This window comes from Nocardioides sp. BGA-UO-ETr-FS32, from assembly GCF_059567905.1.
Window position 1 is genome coordinate 816,314 of sequence record NZ_JCAQOX010000013.1, and the last position, 18,151, is coordinate 834,464.

18 protein-coding genes are annotated in these 18,151 nt (G+C 71.3%); 13 read left to right on the forward strand and 5 right to left on the reverse strand.

Annotation, left to right across the window (positions count from 1 at the left end; translation table 11 throughout):
- Positions 1 to 7: 7 nt before the first annotated feature.
- Positions 8 to 571, forward strand: a complete 564-nt coding sequence (locus tag AC57BS_RS09140; RefSeq protein ID WP_496411114.1) for a cytochrome b/b6 domain-containing protein — start codon at positions 8 to 10, stop codon at positions 569 to 571.
- Positions 572 to 586: 15 nt separating this feature from the next.
- Here the strand turns inward: AC57BS_RS09140 and trxA are convergent, their stop codons facing one another.
- The 3 genes from trxA to AC57BS_RS09155 are packed head-to-tail and all read right to left on the reverse strand — an operon-like array spanning position 587 to position 2,689.
- Positions 587 to 1,267 (reverse strand): thioredoxin, encoded by a 681-nt coding sequence (trxA, locus tag AC57BS_RS09145; RefSeq protein WP_496411115.1) that lies wholly within the window; start codon positions 1,265 to 1,267, stop codon positions 587 to 589.
- Positions 1,268 to 1,286: 19 nt separating this feature from the next.
- Complete coding sequence (locus tag AC57BS_RS09150; RefSeq protein ID WP_496411116.1) at positions 1,287 to 1,976, reverse strand: MBL fold metallo-hydrolase; 690 nt, start codon at positions 1,974 to 1,976, stop codon at positions 1,287 to 1,289.
- Positions 1,970 to 2,689, reverse strand: a complete 720-nt coding sequence (locus AC57BS_RS09155; protein WP_496411117.1) for a maleylpyruvate isomerase family mycothiol-dependent enzyme — start codon at positions 2,687 to 2,689, stop codon at positions 1,970 to 1,972. Before AC57BS_RS09155 ends, AC57BS_RS09150 begins: the two co-directional genes overlap by 7 nt.
- Before the next feature lie 163 nt (positions 2,690 to 2,852).
- Between AC57BS_RS09155 and uvrA the strand changes: the two genes are divergently transcribed.
- From uvrA to AC57BS_RS09215, 12 genes are all read left to right on the forward strand, one after another.
- Complete coding sequence (uvrA, locus tag AC57BS_RS09160; protein ID WP_496411118.1) at positions 2,853 to 5,891, forward strand: excinuclease ABC subunit UvrA; 3,039 nt, start codon at positions 2,853 to 2,855, stop codon at positions 5,889 to 5,891.
- A gap of 64 nt (positions 5,892 to 5,955) precedes the next feature.
- Complete coding sequence (locus tag AC57BS_RS09165) at positions 5,956 to 6,429, forward strand: Rieske (2Fe-2S) protein (protein ID WP_496411119.1); 474 nt, start codon at positions 5,956 to 5,958, stop codon at positions 6,427 to 6,429.
- A gap of 53 nt (positions 6,430 to 6,482) precedes the next feature.
- Positions 6,483 to 8,471: an excinuclease ABC subunit UvrC gene (uvrC, locus tag AC57BS_RS09170; protein ID WP_496411120.1), complete on the forward strand. Its 1,989-nt coding sequence runs from the start codon at positions 6,483 to 6,485 to the stop codon at positions 8,469 to 8,471.
- Between the two features lie 3 nt (positions 8,472 to 8,474).
- Entirely contained in the window at positions 8,475 to 9,353 is an 879-nt protein-coding gene (rapZ, locus tag AC57BS_RS09175; RefSeq protein WP_129454458.1) for an RNase adapter RapZ, read from the forward strand.
- A gap of 1 nt (position 9,354) precedes the next feature.
- Complete coding sequence (locus AC57BS_RS09180; protein WP_496411121.1) at positions 9,355 to 10,323, forward strand: gluconeogenesis factor YvcK family protein; 969 nt, start codon at positions 9,355 to 9,357, stop codon at positions 10,321 to 10,323.
- Positions 10,324 to 10,399: 76 nt separating this feature from the next.
- Positions 10,400 to 11,386, forward strand: a complete 987-nt coding sequence (gene whiA, locus AC57BS_RS09185) for a DNA-binding protein WhiA (RefSeq protein ID WP_129454454.1) — start codon at positions 10,400 to 10,402, stop codon at positions 11,384 to 11,386.
- Between the two features lie 276 nt (positions 11,387 to 11,662).
- Entirely contained in the window at positions 11,663 to 12,658 is a 996-nt protein-coding gene (gene gap, locus AC57BS_RS09190) for a type I glyceraldehyde-3-phosphate dehydrogenase (RefSeq protein ID WP_496411122.1), read from the forward strand.
- Positions 12,659 to 12,663: 5 nt separating this feature from the next.
- Complete coding sequence (locus AC57BS_RS09195) at positions 12,664 to 13,878, forward strand: phosphoglycerate kinase (protein ID WP_496411123.1); 1,215 nt, start codon at positions 12,664 to 12,666, stop codon at positions 13,876 to 13,878.
- A 5-nt stretch (positions 13,879 to 13,883) separates the two neighbouring features.
- Positions 13,884 to 14,672: a triose-phosphate isomerase gene (tpiA, locus tag AC57BS_RS09200; protein WP_496411124.1), complete on the forward strand. Its 789-nt coding sequence runs from the start codon at positions 13,884 to 13,886 to the stop codon at positions 14,670 to 14,672.
- Between the two features lie 44 nt (positions 14,673 to 14,716).
- A complete protein-coding gene (gene secG, locus AC57BS_RS09205; protein ID WP_129454447.1) occupies positions 14,717 to 14,956 on the forward strand; it encodes a preprotein translocase subunit SecG in 240 nt (79 codons plus the stop codon).
- A 35-nt stretch (positions 14,957 to 14,991) separates the two neighbouring features.
- On the forward strand, positions 14,992 to 15,351 hold the full coding sequence (locus AC57BS_RS09210) for an RNA polymerase-binding protein RbpA (protein ID WP_129454445.1): 360 nt from the start codon (positions 14,992 to 14,994) through the stop codon (positions 15,349 to 15,351).
- Between the two features lie 123 nt (positions 15,352 to 15,474).
- The gene (locus AC57BS_RS09215; RefSeq protein WP_496411125.1) at positions 15,475 to 16,455 is read left to right on the forward strand and encodes a type IV toxin-antitoxin system AbiEi family antitoxin; all 981 of its coding nucleotides are present in this window, start codon (positions 15,475 to 15,477) and stop codon (positions 16,453 to 16,455) included.
- A 60-nt stretch (positions 16,456 to 16,515) separates the two neighbouring features.
- On the opposite strand, the gene pgl is transcribed toward AC57BS_RS09215, so the two are convergent.
- Together pgl and AC57BS_RS09225 are read right to left on the reverse strand one after the other, a co-directional pair.
- Positions 16,516 to 17,241 carry a 6-phosphogluconolactonase gene (gene pgl, locus AC57BS_RS09220; RefSeq protein ID WP_496411126.1) on the reverse strand — a complete coding sequence of 242 codons (726 nt, stop codon included), beginning with the start codon at positions 17,239 to 17,241 and terminating at the stop codon, positions 16,516 to 16,518.
- Positions 17,238 to 18,149: a glucose-6-phosphate dehydrogenase assembly protein OpcA gene (locus tag AC57BS_RS09225; RefSeq protein ID WP_496411127.1), complete on the reverse strand. Its 912-nt coding sequence runs from the start codon at positions 18,147 to 18,149 to the stop codon at positions 17,238 to 17,240. Before AC57BS_RS09225 ends, pgl begins: the two co-directional genes overlap by 4 nt.
- Positions 18,150 to 18,151 lie beyond the last annotated feature (2 nt).

Below are 18,151 nucleotides of genomic sequence, written 5' to 3' on the forward strand. Positions count from 1 at the left end.
TCACCGGGTGGCCGCACCCCAGCCCCGCGTGGGCTACCGCACCTCGCAGAAGGTGCTGCACTGGCTGACCGTGCTGGCGGTGGCCGCCCAGCTCGCGGTCGGCTACAACCTCGACCTCGACGACGGCTGCGACCCGGCGGGGGAGGACCGCAGCGGCGGCGACACCAGCGACGCCGAGGAGGAGCGCCTCGACCGCCTCGAGGACGCCTGCGAGGCGCGCGCCGACGGCTACGACCTGCTCGGGGGCGGCTTCGACCTGGCCGAGGTGCACCTGCTCCTGGGGCTGGCGGTGCTGGCGCTGGGAGTCGTACGGCCGCTGTGGCGCCGCGTCGCGGGCCTGCCGCCGTGGTCGGAGCACCTGTCGGCGAGGCGGCGACGGCTCGCGACGTGGACCGAGCGTGCGCTGATGACGCTGCTGGTGGTCGTGCCGCTCACCGGGCTCGTGCTCGTCGGCACCGGCGACGACGCCTGGGTGCCGCTGCACGTCGGCGCGCACGTGGCGTTCTTCGTGGCCCTCGCGGCGCACCTGTCCACCAACCTGCGACCGGCGATCCTGCGCCGGATGCTGTGACGAGCCGGGTCCGGGTCAGGACTCGAGCGGCCACCCGCGCTGCGCCCAGCCGCCGGTCCCGCCGGCGACGTTGATGGCGTGCAGCCCCTGTGCGCGCAGGTGGTCGACCACCTGACGGCTGCGGCCGCCGGCCTGGCAGATCACGAAGAACGGCTTGTCCTTCGGCAGCTCGGCGACGCGGCCGGGGACGTCGTTCATGGGGATGTGCACGGCGCCGGGCACGCGCCCGTCGGCCACCTCCTCGGCCTCGCGCACGTCCACGACGTACGCCCCCTGGCTGTGCGCGGCGGCGAAGTCGTCGAGCTCCACCTCGTCCTGGGGGCCGTTGGCGGCGGCCTCCTGCGCGGCCTGCACCTCCTGGCGGACGGCGTCCATGTCGAGCTCCCGTGCCTGCTGGATCACCCCGGCCAGGGCCTGTGCAGGCAGTGCGCCGGCTTGGTTGAAGAGCAGGACACCGTCGCGGAAGAGCATCAGCGTCGGGATCGAGCTGATCGCCGCCATCTGGGCCAGCTGCTGCTCGGCCTCGGTGTCGACCTTGCCGAACACGATGTCGGGGTTGTCCTCCGACGCCTTCTCGAATACCGGGGCGAACTGGCGGCATGGGCCGCACCAGGCGGCCCAGAAGTCGACGAGGACGATGCCCTCGCTGCTCACGGTCTGCTCGAAGTCGGCCAGGGTCAGCTCTCGCGTGCTCATGCACCCAGCCTGCCACGGACTACCAGCCGCGCTCGCGCCACTCCGCCAGGTGAGGGCGCTCGTCGCCGAGGACGCCGTCGTTGCCGTGGCCCGGGTAGAACCAGGTCTCGCCCGGAAGCCGGCCGAAGAGCTTCTGCTCCACCTCGCCGATCAGCTGCGAGAACTTGTCGGCATCGCCGAAGGTCGCCCCGACGCCTCCCGGGAAGAGGCAGTCGCCGGTGAACAGGTGCGGGGTGGACGAGACCTTCTCGTCGTCGAGGACCAGGCAGATCGACCCCGGGGTGTGGCCGGCGACCGGGATGACCGCGAGCTCGCACGTCCCCACCGGCACGGTGTCGCCCTCGCCCACGCGCCGGCCGACCGTCACGCCGGTCTGCTCCTCGATGGCGTCGGCGTCGGGTGCGCCCGCCACGACGACCGCGTCCGGGTGCGCGGTCGTCACCGCCGCCAGCCCGCGGTGGTGGTCCCAGTGCTGGTGCGTGGTGACGATCGAGGTCAGCGTCCGGTCGCCGATGAGCTCGAGCAGGCGCTCGGGCTCGGCGGCGGCGTCGACCAGGACCACCTCGTCGGTGTCGCTGCAGTGCAGCACGTAGCAGTTGTTGGACATCTCCGGGTCGACGGCGACCTTGGTCAGCGTCAGGCAGCCCAGTCGGCGTACGTCGGGGTCGCCGCCGGGGGAGACGTCCCCGGTGTAGGTGTCGGTCACCATTTCTCCACCTCCGGGAGGTCGGTCGTGTCGGACGTGAGACCCTCGCCGGAGCCGCGGCCGGTCAGCCACCAGCCGGCGGCCGCGGACGGCCCGGTCACCACCGGGACGGTGTCGACCGCCTGGGCGCCACCCTCGCCGTACGCCCACGTGCCGTCGAGGTCGGTGGGGCGTACGACGAACGGCGCGGGGTAGGGCCGCTTGGTCATCGAGTCCAGCAGGAGGATGCGGAAGCCCTCGGGCCAGTCTGCGGCCGTGTAGCCGGCGTCCAGGTCGGCGTGGTGGACCTCGACCTCGCGCACCCGCATCAGCGCGACGTTGGCCAGCGCGAAGTCCGGTCCGCCAGGGGTCCGCTCGAACCGGCCGGCCCAGTCGTCGGCGTGCATCGCCTCCAGCGCCTGGGCGAAGGTGGCGGTCGAGGCCAGGAACCGCTCGCGGAGCTCCGCGGGGGCCGCCCCGGCGAGCTCGTCGATGTCGACGTCGCGGGCCTCCGCCGAGGCGTACATCGGTTGCGGTCGGCCGAGGTGGGCGCCGTGCAGCACCCCCGCCAGCCCCTCGGCGTTGAGCGTGAGGTGCGCCACGACGTGTGCCCGGGTCCAGCCGGGGAGCAGGGACGGCTCGGCCCACGCCGCGTCGTCGAGCCCGTCCACGGTGCGTACGAGCGCCTGGTCGGCGGCTGGGAGAAGGTCGGGCGCGCGGCCCGCTGCATCGCTCACGGCACCCATCGTGCCACTCCTCGACCTCCACCCCCGAGGGTGACGGATGGGCCCGTTGTCGGTGGTGGGTCATAGTGTGGAGCGGTGCGTCGTCTTGACCGCGGCGCACGATCGAGGCGAACATGTGTTCGACTCCGCCGATGCCATCTCACCGAGGACCACTGTGGCCGACCAGCTCATCATCCGGGGCGCCCGGGAGCACAACCTCAAGGACGTCTCCCTCGACCTCCCGCGTGACTCGCTCATCGTCTTCACGGGCCTGTCGGGGTCCGGCAAGTCCAGCCTGGCCTTCGACACGATCTTCGCCGAGGGCCAGCGCCGCTACGTCGAGTCGCTCTCGGCCTACGCGCGCCAGTTCCTCGGGCAGATGGACAAGCCCGACGTCGACTTCATCGAGGGCCTCTCGCCCGCCGTGTCGATCGACCAGAAGTCCACGTCCAAGAACCCTCGCTCGACCGTCGGCACGATTACCGAGGTCTACGACTACCTCCGCCTCCTCTACGCCCGCGCCGGCCGCGCCCACTGCCCGACCTGCGGCGCACCGATCGAGCGGCAGACGCCGCAGCAGATCGTCGACCGCATCCTCGCGCTCGAGGAGGGCCGCCGCTTCCAGGTCCTCGCCCCGGTGATCCGCGGCCGCAAGGGCGAGTACGTCGAGCTGTTCCGCCAGCTGCAGCAGCAGGGGTTCAGCCGGGCGCGCGTCGACGGCCAGACGCACACCCTCGACGACCCGCCGACGCTCGACAAGAAGCTCAAGCACACCATCGAGGTGGTGGTCGACCGGCTCGCCGTCAAGGAGTCGTCCAAGCGCCGGCTCACCGACTCCGTCGAGACCGCGCTCGGTCTCGCCGGCGGTCTCGTGGTGTTCGACTTCGTCGACCTCGACGCCAAGGACCCCGGGCGCGAGATGAAGTTCTCGGAGAAGATGGCGTGCCCCAACGACCACACCATCGACACCGACGACCTCGAGCCGCGCTCCTTCTCCTTCAACTCGCCCTTCGGCGCGTGCACGGTCTGCTCGGGCCTCGGCACCCGGATGGAGGTCGACCCCGAGCTGGTCGTGCCCGACCCCGGCGCGACCCTCGGCGAGGGCGCGATCGCGCCGTGGAGCGGCGCCCACGTCGCCGACTACTTCCTCCGGTTGGTCAACGCGCTCGGCGAGGAGCTCGGCTTCGACCTCAACACCCCGTGGGACCAGCTGACCCCCAAGGCGCGTACGTCCCTCCTCGAGGGCCACAAGACCAAGGTCCACGTGGTCACCAAGAACCGCTACGGCCGCCAGCGCGCCTACTATGCGGCGTTCGAGGGCGTCCGCCCCTATGTCGAGCGACGGCACCGCGAGGCCGAGTCCGACACGAGCCGCGAGCGGTTCGAGGGCTTCATGCGCGAGGTGCCGTGCCCGGCCTGCCACGGCTCCCGCCTCAAGCCGGTCTCGGTGTCGGTCACCCTCGGTGCCCGCGACCAGGGCGGCAAGAACATCGCCGAGGTCTGCGCGCTGCCGATCAACGAGGCCGCCCACTACCTCCGCACGGTCGACCTGTCGGTGCGTGAGCGCCAGATCGGCGAGCGGGTGCTCAAGGAGATCCAGGAGCGCCTGCAGTTCCTGCTCGACGTCGGCCTCGACTACCTCTCCCTCGACCGCCCGAGCGGCTCCCTGTCCGGCGGCGAGGCGCAGCGGATCCGGCTGGCCACCCAGATCGGCGCAGGTCTCGTCGGCGTCCTCTACGTCCTCGACGAGCCGTCCATCGGCCTGCACCAGCGCGACAACAAGCGCCTCATCGAGACGCTCCTGCGGCTCAAGGACCTCGGCAACACCCTGATCGTGGTCGAGCACGACGAGGACACCGTCCGGGTCGCCGACTGGGTCGTCGACATCGGCCCCGGCGCCGGTGAGCACGGCGGCCAGGTCGTCCACTCGGGCTCGGTCGAGGACCTGCTCACGCACCCCGACTCGATGACCGGCCAGTACCTCAGCGGCCGCCGCGAGATACCCGTCCCCGCCGTACGCCGCCCGCGCACCGTCGGTCGCGAGCTCACGGTCCACGGCGCCCGCGAGCACAACCTCCAGGACGTCGACGTCAGCTTCCCGCTCGGCGTCTTCACCGCGGTCACGGGCGTGTCCGGGTCGGGCAAGTCGACGCTGGTCAACGACATCCTCTACACCTCGCTGGCCAAGCAGATCTACAACGCCCGCACCGTGCCCGGTCGGCACACCAAGATCACCGGTCTCGAGCACGTCGACAAGGTGATCCACGTCGACCAGTCGCCGATCGGGCGCACCCCGCGCTCCAACCCGGCGACCTACACCGGCGTCTTCGACCACGTCCGCAAGCTCTTCGCCTCCACCCCGGAGGCCAAGATGCGCGGCTACCTCCAGGGCCGGTTCTCGTTCAATGTCAAGGGCGGTCGCTGCGAGGCCTGCTCCGGTGACGGCACGATCAAGATCGAGATGAACTTCCTGCCGGACGTCTACGTCCCGTGCGAGGTGTGCCACGGAGCCCGCTACAACCGCGAGACGCTCGAGGTCCACTACAAGGGCAAGACGATCGCCGAGGTCCTCGACATGCCGATCGAGGAGGCCGCCGACTTCTTCGCCGCGGTGCCGGCGATCGCGCGCCACATGAACACGCTGCAGGAGGTCGGTCTCGGCTACGTCCGGCTCGGTCAGCCGGCCACCACGCTCTCCGGTGGCGAGGCGCAGCGCGTCAAGCTCGCCAGCGAGCTGCAGAAGCGGTCCACGGGACGCACCGTCTACGTCCTCGACGAGCCGACCACCGGCCTGCACTTCGAGGACATCCGCAAGCTCCTGCACGTCCTGTCCGGCCTGGTCGACAAGGGAAACACCGTCCTGGTGATCGAGCACAACCTCGACGTCATCAAGACCGCCGACTGGCTCATCGACATGGGGCCGGAGGGCGGCTCGCGTGGCGGCATGGTCGTCGCCGAGGGGACGCCCGAGGAGGTGGCGGCCGTCGCGGAGAGCCACACCGGCTCGTTCCTCGCGCCGATCCTCGAGGGTCGCGGTGCGCAGCAGCCCGGAGCGCCGCGGCGCCAGAAGGCGGTGGCTGCGACCTCCGCCCCGGCCCGCAAGGCGACCCGCACGACCGCCAAGAAGGCACCGGCCAAGAAGGCTGCGGCCAAGAAGGCAGCGGCCAGGAAGGCCCCGGCGGCGAAGAGGGCTGCCGCGCGGAAGACGTCCTGACGGCCCTGCTGGTGCTCGCCCGGTAGTGTCCTTGTCAACCACTTCTGGGCGAAGGGAAGCCGTCATGACGTCTGGGCCGATTCCGGGGATCAACCGCCGCCGCACCCTGACCGGCGTCGCGGCTGTTGCGGCCGGACTGCCGATCCTGGCCGCCTGCGGGGAGGACGAGGCCGGCACGACCGGCGCGTCGGGCCAGGACACCGGGACGCCGAGCCCCTCGGACTCCGGGAGCGCGTCCGGCGGGAGCGCGGGCGCCGTGGTCGCCAGCACCGCTGACATCGAGGTGGGCGGCGCGGTCTTCATCGACGACCCCAGCATCGTCATCACCCAGCCGGAGGAGGGGGAGTTCCACGCCTTCAGCCGGACCTGCACCCACCAGAAGTGCCCCGTGACCGACATCCAGGACGGGAAGATCCACTGCTCCTGCCACCAGAGCCTGTTCGACATGACGACCGGTGAGAACGTCGGCGGACCGGCTCCCGCCCCACTGTCCGAGGTGGACATCACCGTCGACGGGGACTCGATCACCCTCGCGTGAGCGCCCTCCGAGTCGGCTGAAGCGCTGTGGGTGGCCGCCCGTAGGGTTGGCGGGTGGCCAGCCCGAGCTCCTACCGACCCGCGCCGGGGTCGATCCCGACCAAGCCGGGGGTCTACCGCTTCCGCGACGCCAAGGGCCGTGTCATCTACGTCGGCAAGGCCAAGAGCCTCCGGCCCCGGCTGTCCTCCTACTTCCAGGACATCGGCAACCTGCACCCGCGCACGGCCACGATGGTCACGACCGGGGCGAGCGTCGAGTGGACGGTCGTCGACACCGAGGTCGAGGCGCTCCAGCTCGAGTACAGCTGGATCAAGGAGTTCGACCCACGCTTCAACGTCAAGTACCGCGACGACAAGTCCTATCCCTGGCTCGCCGTCACGGTCGGTGACGAGTTCCCGCGGGTGATGGTCGGGCGCGGTGCCAAGCGCAAGGGCACCCGCTACTTCGGCCCCTACAGCCACGCGTGGGCGATCCGGGAGACCGTCGACCTGCTGCTGCGGGTGTTCCCGATGCGCTCCTGCAGCAACGGCGTCTTCAAGCGCTCGGCGCAGATCGGCCGCCCGTGCCTCCTCGGCTACATCGACAAGTGCTCCGCCCCGTGCGTCGGCAACGTGACCCCCGAGCAGCACCGCGAGATCGTCGACGACTTCTGCGACTTCATGGGCGGCAACACCACCGCCTTCGTCAAGCGCGTCGAGCGCGAGATGTACGCCGCCTCCGAGGAGCTCGACTTCGAGAGGGCCGCGCGGTTGCGCGACGACCTCGGCGCCCTCACCAAGGCCCTCGAGAAGCAGGCGGTCGTGCTCGGTGACGGCACCGATGCCGACGTGATCGCCCTGGCCGAGGACCCCCTCGAGGTGGCCGTGCAGATCTTCTACGTGCGCGGCGGGCGCATCCGCGGCCAGCGCGGCTGGGTGGCCGACCGCTCGGACGACAGCGACACCGCAGGCCTGGTCCAGGAGTTCCTGCTCCAGCTCTACGGCGGCGCCGACCCCGACGCCGGCGACACCATCCCGCGGGAGGTGCTCGTGCCGGCGCTGCCGCCCGACCACACCGTGATGGAGGACCTGCTCGCCGAGCGGCGGGGCAGCAAGGTCGCGATCCGGGTCCCGCAGCGCGGCGACAAGCGCGACCTCCAGGCGACCGTCGCCTCCAACGCCGCACAGGCCCTCGCGCTCCACAAGACCAAGCGCGCCAGCGACCTCACCACCCGCAACCGTGCGCTGGAGGAGATCCAGCAGTCGCTGGGTCTCGACGAGGTGCCGCTGCGCATCGAGTGCTACGACGTGTCCAACCTCCAGGGCACCGAGGTGGTCGCGTCCATGGTCGTCTTCGAGGACGGCCTGCCCCGCAAGTCCGAGTACCGCCGCTTCGTGATCCGCGGCGTCGACGGCCAGAACGACGTCGCCTCGATGCACGAGGTGATCACCCGGCGGTTCAAGCGGTTGCTCGACGAGCAGGCGCGCAGCGAGACGGTCTCGACCGACTCCGGTCCGATGCTCGTCGATCCCGAGACAGGCCGCCCCCGCAAGTTCGCGTACGCCCCCTCGCTCGTCGTCGTCGACGGAGGACCGCCGCAGGTGGCGGCGGCGCAGCAGGCGCTCGCCGAGCTCGGCATCGACGACGTCCCGGTCTGCGGGCTGGCCAAGCGGCTCGAGGAGGTGTGGCTGCCGGGGGAGGAGGACCCGGTGATCATGGCCCGCACCAGCGAGGGCCTCTACCTGCTCCAGCGCATCCGCGACGAGGCGCACCGGTTCGCCATCACCCACCACCGCAACCGCCGGTCCAAGTCGATGGTCGAGAGCACGCTCGACGACGTCCCCGGGCTCGGCGAGGTGCGCCGCAAGACGCTCCTCAAGCACTTCGGGTCGCTCAAGAAGCTGCGGGAGGCCGAGGTCGACGAGATCGCGCTCGTCCCCGGCATCGGTCCACGCACCGCCACGGCCATCAAGGACGCGGTCGCAAAGTCCGACGCGACCCGCAAGACTGCAGCCACGGCGCCGACGGTCAACACCGCCACCGGCGAGATCATGGAGGACTAGGGCATGTCCCTGACGAACGAGCCGACCCCCGGCGAGCTGGTGATCGTCACCGGCATGACCGGTGCCGGTCGCAGCACGGCCGCCAAGGAGCTCGAGGACCTCGGCTACTTCGTGGTCGACAACCTCCCGCCGACGCTGGTGCGTGACGTGGTGCGCCTCGTCGACGACAGCCGCGGGATCCACCAGCCGATCGCCGTGGTCGTCGACGTCCGCTCGGGCTCGTTCTTCGACTCCCTCCAGGCCAACCGTCACCAGCAGGTCACCGGCCGGCCGACCACGCTGCTGTTCCTCGAGGCCACCGACGAGGTGCTCGTACGCCGTCAGGAGGCCGCCCGGCGACCGCACCCGCTGCAGGGTGGCGGGCGGCTGCTGCACGGCCTGCAGCGCGAGCGCGGGGTGATGGCCGACCTCCGCGGCGACGCCGACGTCCTGCTCGACACCTCCAACTTCAACGTCCACCAGCTCCAGGACCGCATCGCCGAGCTGTTCGGCACGGCGGCGTCGACGCGGCTCAAGGTCACGGTGATCAGCTTCGGGTTCAAGTACGGCATCCCCGTGGACGCCGACTGGGTGGCCGACATGCGGTTCCTGCCCAACCCGCACTGGGTGCCCGAGCTGCGCCCCCAGAACGGCCGTGACCCCGACGTGTCGGCCTACGTGCTCTCCCAGCCCGGTGCCGGGCAGTTCCTCGAGCAGTACCTCCCGGTCCTGCGCACCGTCGCCGAGGGCTACCTCACCGAGGGCAAGCGCTTCATGCAGGTGGCCGTCGGCTGCACCGGCGGCAAGCACCGCAGCGTCGCGATGACGGAGGCGATCGCGGGGCTGCTGCGCGAGGCGGGCTACGACGTCAGCACCGCCCACCGCGACCTCGGCAGGGAATGACGTGGCGCGCGACACCGCGCAGGCCGCGGTGGCCCTCGGTGGCGGGCACGGCCTGTTCGCCACGCTGTCGGCGCTTCGCCGGCTCCACGACGACCTGACGATCGACGACCTGACCGCCGTCGTCACCGTCGCCGACAACGGCGGGTCGTCGGGGCGGCTGCGCGGGGAGTTCGGCGTACTGCCCCCGGGCGACCTGCGCATGGCGCTCGCCGCGCTGTGCGGCGACGACGAGTGGGGCCGCACGTGGGCAGACGTCATCCAGCACCGCTTCGCCGGCCAGGGCGAGATGAACGGCCACGTCGTCGGCAACCTCCTGATCGTCGGGCTCTGGGAGCTGATGGGCGACCCCGTGCGGGCGCTGGACTGGGTGGGCCGGCTGCTGGGGGCGCACGGACGCGTGCTCCCCATGGCGACGACGCCGATGGACATCACCGCCCGGGTGCGTGGCGCCGACCCGACCGCGCCGGACGCGGTCACCCTCGTGCGCGGCCAGGTCGAGGTGGCGACGACCGAGGGCCGGATCGACTCCGTCGCGCTGGTCCCCGAGGACCCGCAGGCATGCCGGGAGGCCGTCGACGCGATCCTCGCGGCGGAGTGGGTGGTGCTCGGACCCGGCTCGTGGTTCAGCTCGGTGATCCCGCACCTGATGGTGCCGGGCCTGCGCCGGGCGCTGGCCGAGACGCAGGGGCGGCTCGTCGTCGTCCTCAACCTGGAGGCGCAGGCGGGGGAGACCACGGGGTTCGGGCCCGCCGACCACCTCGCCGCGCTCTTCGAGCACGCTCCGGACCTGACCGTCCACGCCGTCCTCGTCGACTCCTCGGCGCTCGCCGACGACCACGCCCGGCTGGAGAAGGACGTCGCCGACCGGGGCGCCCGCCTCGTCGTCGCCGACATCGCCGTGCCGGGCGAGCCGCGCCACGACCCCGACCGCCTCGCCGAGGCCTTCCGGCGGATCGTCGACGAGGCCTGACTCAGCTCGACCGACCCCTCCGGAGGGGTGGGTGAGGGGGATTTCGGTTGTTGACCAACGTGGCAGGATGCGCCCCATGGCAATGACGGCACAGGTGAAGGCAGAGCTCGCCTCCACCCAGATCACCAAGACCTGCTGCCGCAAGGCCGAAGTGGCCTCCATGCTCCGCTTCGCCGGCGGGCTGCACATCGTGAGCGGACGCATCGTCGTGGAGGCCGAGCTCGACACCGGTGCCGCCGCCCGTCGGCTCCGCAAGGACATCGCCGAGGTCTACGGCCACCCCTCCGACGTGGTGATGGTCCAGGGCAACGGCATCCGCAAGGGCAGCCGCTACATCGTGCGGGTCACCAAGGACGGCGAGGCCCTGGCCCGCCAGACTGGCCTGCTCGACCAGCGCGGCCGTCCCGTACGCGGCCTGCCGCCCGCAGTCGTCAGCGGCGGCGGCTGCGACGCCGTGGCCGCGTGGCGCGGTGCGTTCCTCGCCCACGGCTCGCTCACCGAACCCGGCCGGTCGTCCTCGCTGGAGATCACCTGCCCCGGTCCCGAGGCGGCACTGGCCATCGTCGGAGTGGCGCGCCGGCTCGGCATCTCCGCGAAGGCCCGCGAGGTGCGCGGCGTCGACCGGGTCGTGATCCGTGACGGCGACGCGATCGGCGCGCTGCTGACCCGCCTCGGTGCCCACGAGTCCCTGATGGCGTGGGAGGAGCGGCGGATGCGGCGCGAGGTGCGCGCCACGGCCAACCGCCTCGCGAACTTCGACGACGCCAACCTGCGACGTTCGGCTCGCGCCGCCGTCGCCGCCGGTGCCCGGGTGGACCGGGCCCTGGAGATCCTCGGCGAGGAGATCCCCGACCACCTCCGCCAGGCCGGCCACCTCCGGCTCGAGCACAAGCAGGCCTCGCTCGAGGAGCTCGGCCAGCTGCACGACCCGGTCCTCACCAAGGACGCGATCGCCGGCCGGATCCGTCGCCTCCTCGCGATGGCCGACAAGCGGGCCGAGGAGCTCGGCATCCCCGACACCGAGGCGTCGCTGACCCCGGAGATGCTCGCCGAGGACGCCTGACGGCGTTTGCTGGAGTCACCGGATATCCGGTGACCGCCCTGCTCATTGGTAGAGATCTCTACCGATAAGCACGCAACTGGGGTGCGAAGCACACCTCTCGCCGGACGCGGCCGAGATCCCGCATCCCGAGGATTGGATCGTTCCAAGGTTACCGGTCCGTACCGCGGGAGACTGCAGGTGTTCGGCCGTCCGCCACCCGATAGGGTCGGAAGCGGTCACCGAAGGCCAGATCGTCCACGGGGTCACCGAAGGCCCCATCCGAAGGAGACAATCACCATGACCGTCCGCGTAGGCATCAACGGCTTCGGCCGCATCGGCCGCAACTTCTTCCGCGCAGTGCGCGCCTCGGGCGCCGACATCGAGATCGTCGGCGTCAACGACCTCACCGACAACGCGTCGCTGGCCCACCTGCTCAAGTTCGACTCGATCCTCGGGCGCCTCGACGCCGACGTGTCGAGCGACGACACCTCGATCATGGTCGGCGACCAGAAGATCGCCGTGTCCGCCGAGCGCGACCCGGGCGCCCTCAAGTGGGGCGACCTCGGAGTCGACGTGGTCGTCGAGTCCACCGGCTTCTTCACCGACGCGACCAAGGCCAGGGCCCACGTCGACGCCGGCGCCAAGAAGGTCATCATCTCCGCGCCTGCCTCCAACGAGGACATCACCATCGTGATGGGCGTCAACCACGAGCTCTACGACCCGTCCCAGCACACGGTCATCTCCAACGCGTCCTGCACCACCAACTGCCTGGCGCCCATGGCGAAGGCCCTGCACGACGGCCTCGGCATCAACAAGGGCCTGATGACCACCATCCACGCCTACACCGCCGACCAGAACCTGCAGGACAACATCCACAAGGACCCGCGTCGCGCCCGCGCCGCCGCGCTCAACATGGTGCCCACCTCGACCGGTGCCGCGAAGGCCATCGGCCTGGTGCTGCCCGAGCTCAAGGGCAAGCTCGACGGCTACGCCATGCGCGTCCCGGTCCCGACCGGCTCGGCCACCGACCTCACCTTCGAGGCCTCGCGCGAGACCTCGGTCGACGAGGTCAACGACATCGTCAAGGCTGCCGCCGACGGCCGCTACCTGCGCTACTCGACCGACCCGCTCGTCTCCACCGACATCGTCACCGACCCGGCGTCCTGCATCTTCGACGCCCCGATGACCAAGGTCATCGGCAACCAGGTGAAGGTCCTCGGCTGGTACGACAACGAGTGGGGCTACTCCAACCGCCTCGCCGACCTGATCACGCACGTCGGCACCTCGCTCTGACCGCGATGACCGACTCCACCGCAGGGATCGAGTCGCTGGGTGAGCTGAAGGGCAAGCGCGTGCTGGTCCGTTCGGACCTCAACGTGCCACTCGACGGCACCGCCATCACCGACGACGGCCGGATCCGCGCGAGCGTCCCGACGATCAAGCAGCTCTCCGACGCGGGGGCCCGGGTGGTCGTCACCGCCCACCTGGGCCGCCCGAAGGGCGCGCCCGACCCGCAGTACTCGCTGCGACCGGTCTCCGAGCGGCTCGCCGAGCTGCTCGGCCGCCCCGTCGCCTTCGCCACCGACACGGTCGGCGCACGTGCGACGGAGGCGGTGGCCGGCCTCCAGGACGGCGACGTCGTCGTCCTGGAGAACGTCCGCTTCAACGACGGCGAGACCAGCAAGGACGACGCCGTGCGTGGCGCGTTCGCCGACCAGCTCGCGCAGCTCGCCGACGCCTTCGTCTCCGACGGCTTCGGCGTGGTCCACCGCAAGCAGGCCAGCGTCTACGACGTCGCGCTGCGACTGCCGTCGGCGATGGGCGGTCTGGTCGCGTCCGAGGTCGACGTGCTGCGGCGCCTCACCGAGCACCCCGAGCGGCCCTACGTCGTCGTGCTCGGCGGCTCCAAGGTCTCCGACAAGCTCGGCGTCATCGACAACCTGATCGACAAGGCCGACAAGCTGCTCATCGGCGGCGGCATGGTCTTCACCTTCCTCAAGGCCCAGGGCCACGAGGTGGGCAAGAGCCTGCTCGAGGCCGACCAGCTCGACACCTGCACCCGCTACCTCGCCGAGGCGGCGGACCGCGGGGTCGAGATCGTCCTCCCGACCGACGTCGTCGTCGACACGGCCTTCCCGTCGGGCGACCGCGAGCCCGAGCCCCGCGTCGTACCGGCGTCGGAGATCCCGGCCGACGCTCTCGGCCTCGACATCGGACCGGAGTCGGCCGCTGCGTTCGCAGCAGAGCTGGCCGACGCGCGGACGGTCTTCTGGAACGGCCCGATGGGCGTGTTCGAGGTCGACGCGTTCGCCGGCGGCACCCGTGCCGTCGCCGAGGCCCTCACCAAGGTCGACGGCCTCTCGGTCGTCGGCGGCGGCGACTCGGCCGCGGCCGTACGCCAGCTGGGCTTCGACGAGGCCGCGTTCGGTCACATCTCCACCGGCGGTGGCGCGTCGCTGGAGTTCCTGGAGGGCAAGGAGCTCCCGGGCATCGCCGTACTCGAGAGGGACTGAACACCATGGCGCGCACACCTTTGATGGCCGGCAACTGGAAGGCCAACCTCAACCACCAGGAAGCGGTGGTGCTGGTCCAGAAGCTCGCCTGGACGCTCGCGGACAAGCGGCACGACTTCGGCAAGGTCGAGGTCGTGGTGGTGCCGCCCTTCACCGACCTCCGCTCGGTGCAGACGCTGGTCGACGGTGACCGCCTCTCGATCCGCTACGGGGCCCAGGACATCTCGGTCCACGACGGTGGCGCCTACACCGGTGAGATCACGGCCGGGATGCTGTCCAAGCTGGGCTGCTCCTATGTCGTGGTCGGCCACAGCGAGCGCCGGATGTACCACAACGAGTCCGACGAGCTGGTCAACGCCAAGGCACACCAGGCGCTCCACGCGGGCATGACGCCGATCGTGTGCGTCGGGGAGGGCCTCGACACGCGCCAGGCGGGGGAGCACGTGTCGTTCACGCTCACGCAGGTCGACGGCTCGCTCGACGGGTTCACCGCCGAGCAGGTCGCGGGCCTCGTGGTCGCGTACGAACCCGTGTGGGCCATCGGCACCGGCGAGGTGGCGACCCCCGACGACGCGCAGGAGGTCTGTGCCGCCATCCGCGAGCGCGTGCGCGAGGTGCACGGCGATGGGGCGGCCGAAGGGCTCCGGATCCTCTACGGCGGCTCCGTGAAGGCCGCCAACGTGGGCGGGATCATGGAGAAGGCCGACGTCGACGGGTGCCTCGTCGGCGGCGCCAGCCTGCAGGTCGACGAGTTCGGCGGGATCTGCCGGTTCTACGACATGCCGGTGCTGTGAGGGCACCCGCCGGTTCCCGTGAGACGTGACGTAGGCTTCCGACCGTGATTCTGCTCTTCACCATCCTGCTCGTCATCACGAGCGCGATTCAGATCCTGCTGGTCCTCCTCCACAAGGGGCGAGGTGGCGGCTTGTCCGACATGTTCGGCGGCGGCGTGTCCAGCAGCCTGGGGGGATCGTCGGTGGCTGAGCGCAACCTCGACCGCTTCACGGTCGGCGTCGGCGTCATCTGGTTTGCCTGCATCATCGCCCTGGGCCTTCTCATGGCCTACCAGGGCAACTGATAATTCCCCCTGAGCGTTTCTGAGAAGGAGTCGTCATGGCTGGTGCTGGGAACGCGATCCGCGGAAGTCGGGTCGGAGCCGGTCCGATGGGCGAGGCCGAGCGCGGTGACGCCGCGCCGCGGCAGACGGTGACCTACTTCTGCAGCCACGACCACCGCTCGGTGGTCACGTTCGCCATTGAGGCGGCCGTGCCGGACTCGTGGGACTGCCCGAAGTGCGGGCTGCCCGCCAGCCTCGACAGCGAGAACCCGCCGCCGGCGCCCAAGATCGAGCCCTACAAGACGCACCTCGCCTACGTGAAGGAGCGTCGCAGCGAGACCGAGGCCGCCGACATCCTCGACGAGGCCGTCGCCCTGCTGCGCAGCCGCCGCAAGGCCGGCGAGATCATCTTCTGAGCCACTACACGTGAGCGGGCACGTCGTGCCCGTCCTGCGTGCTGAGCGGGCACTTCGTGCCCGTCCGGGGATGCCTGTGGATGACGTTCCCCGTCGAGCGTCCGGTCCGGGCACCGTAGTGGCATGCACATCATGCCTGCGTGGTGCCGTGACGTGGTGCGGATCGAATCCGATGCCCCGGTTCCGGTGGACCGTCCCTTCTCGGCCCAGGAGGCGACGAGAGCCGGCGTGGGCGCCAGCCTGCGTCGCAGGCTCGTCGAGCGCGGGCTGCTCCGCCCCGTCCTCCGCGGTGTCTTCGTGGCAACCCAGGTCCCGGACTCGTTGCGGTTGAGGGTCGCCGCGCTCGAGCTCGTCGTACCCGACCACGCCGTCGTGGTGGACCGCACCGCAGCGTGGCTGCATGGCGTCGATGCGCTTCCGCGATCCGCGATCCACGAGATGCCTGCGCTCGACGTCGTCAGCCGGCAGTCGAGCCGGCTGCGCAGGCCGGACGTTGCGAGCGGTGTACGAGACCTGAGGACGCGGGACGTCGAGCATCTCGGCCACCTCACGGTGACGACGCCGCTCCGGACCGCCTGCGACCTCGGTCGTCGCCTGTGGCGGTTCGACGCCCTCGCGGCGATCGACGGCTTCCTGCGGCTCGGCCTCGACCACGGGCTGCTCCTGTCGGAGTCCGAGCGGTTCAAGGGTCATCGCGGCGTGCGGCAGCTCCGCGAGCTCGCACCCCTGGGCGACCCCGGGGCGGAGTCGCCGCCGGAGAGCGCCCTCCGGCTGCACTGGTACGACGCCGACCTGCCGAGGCCGGAGACCCAGATCTGGGTGCCCGGCGATGATGGGCGGCCCAAGTTCCGCATCGACGTCGGCCACCGCGAGGTCCGCCACGGAGCCGAGTACTTCGGCGAGGAGTTCCACCCCGACGAACGGAGCAAGCACGACGAAACGCGGCTCGACTGGCTGCGGAGCCGGCGGGACTGGGTGATGGATGTCTTCGGGAAGACTCACGTCTACGGCGCCGACCTGGCCGCCGCCGACCTGTTGCGGAACGGGTTCGCCGCCGCGGTCGCCCGGCCCTCCGCGACGTACATCGACCTGTCACGCCCGTGACGGGCACGAAGTGACCGGTCGAGGGGCAGGACGGGCACGAAGTGCCCGCTCACGTGTAGTTCAGAGGGCGGAGGCGGCGGCCTCGTCGAGCCACCAGACGGTCTCGTCACCGCGTACGCCACGTGCGGGCGTCTCGGCGACGGAGCCGTCCTCGGCCAGGGCGCGGGCGACGGCCTCCGCCTTGCCCTCCCCGCTCGCGATGAACCAGACGGCGCGGCAGCGCTCCATCGCCTCGAAGGTGAGGCTGACGCGGTCCGGTGGCGGCTTCGGGGAGTCGTGCACCGCGACGGCGATCGCGTCGCGCGCCTCGAGGGCCGGGTGGCCGGGGAAGAGCGAGGCACAGTGGCCGTCGGGGCCGATGCCGAGCATGAGCACCTCGAAGAAGCCGGAGCCGTGCTCGCGCATGGCGGCGCTGTAGGTCGCAGCCGCGTCCTCGGCCGTCGCTACCTGGTCGCTGGCGGGCACCTCGTGGACGTTGGCCGGATCGACGGCGACGTGGTCGAGCAGCGCCGCGCGCGCCTGGCCGGCGTTGCGGTCGGGGGAGTCGGCCGCGACGAACCGCTCGTCGCCCCACCAGAACCTCACGCGCGACCAGTCCACCGACGAGTCCACGGCCCGCCGGGCGAGCTCGCGGTGGAGCTCCTCGGCGATCGACCCGCCGGTGAGCCCGATGTCGGGGGTCTCGCCGCGTGCCTGGGCGGCCTCGATCCGGTCGAGCAGCGCCGAGGCGACGTCGCCGACGAGGACGTCGGCGTCGTCGTGGCGCCGGACCTCCGGGGCGCTCACTTCGCGCTCCTGAGCTTGACGAGTCGCGCCGCGACATGGGCGTACACGTCGTCCTCGTCGAGGCGGCGCAGCTCCTCGGAGAGCAGTGCGGGGACCTCGCGCCGCTTCAGTGCGACGGGCCGGTCCGGCCGGTGGGGCGAGGAGAACGTCGCCAGTCGGCCGTCGGCGCGCGAGATCCGGATCGCGCCTTCCTTGGTGTCCATGCTGACCTCCGTGATGCCGGGTCCGTCCGAGCTGCCCCGGGTCACGTCGACCTTGAGACGGTCGGTGAGCCAGGCGACGAGCAGGTCGGCGCTCGGGCTCACCCGCTCGGCGACGACGCGTGCGCCGGTGACCTTGAGGGGGTGCTGGTCGAGTGCGGCGGCCAGCAGCGCACGCCACGGCGTGAGCCGGGTCCAGCTCAGGTCGGTGTTGCCCGGAGCGTAGGTCTCGCACTGGTTGAGCATCGCCGTGGCCTTCCCGCGCGAGACGGCGGCGGAGTCGGTGATGCGACGCTGGGCGAGGGCCCCAAGCGGGTCTGCGGCCGGGTCGGCGGGCGCCGCGGTCGGCCACCAGATGGCGACGGGGGAGTCGGGCAGCAGCAGGGGCAGCACGACGGACTCGGCGTGCTTGACCACCTCGCCCTTGAGCCGGATGAGCGCGGTCTCGCCGCCCCAGCCGTCGCCGCTGCCGACCTGGGCGTTGACCTGCGCGGACCCGCGGGCGTCGCCCAGGATCACGCCGAGCACGCGGGAGGGGTGCTCGCGCGAGGCGCGCTTGGCAGCGGCCATCGCCTCGGCTGCGTCGTCCTCAGGAGCGACGATGATCAGCGTCATCACCATCCCCATCGCGGGGCTGCCGGCGCGGGTGCGCGCCTGGACGAACTCCGCGGCGATCTTCGACGAGTTGGTGTCGGTGAGCTCGATCATCG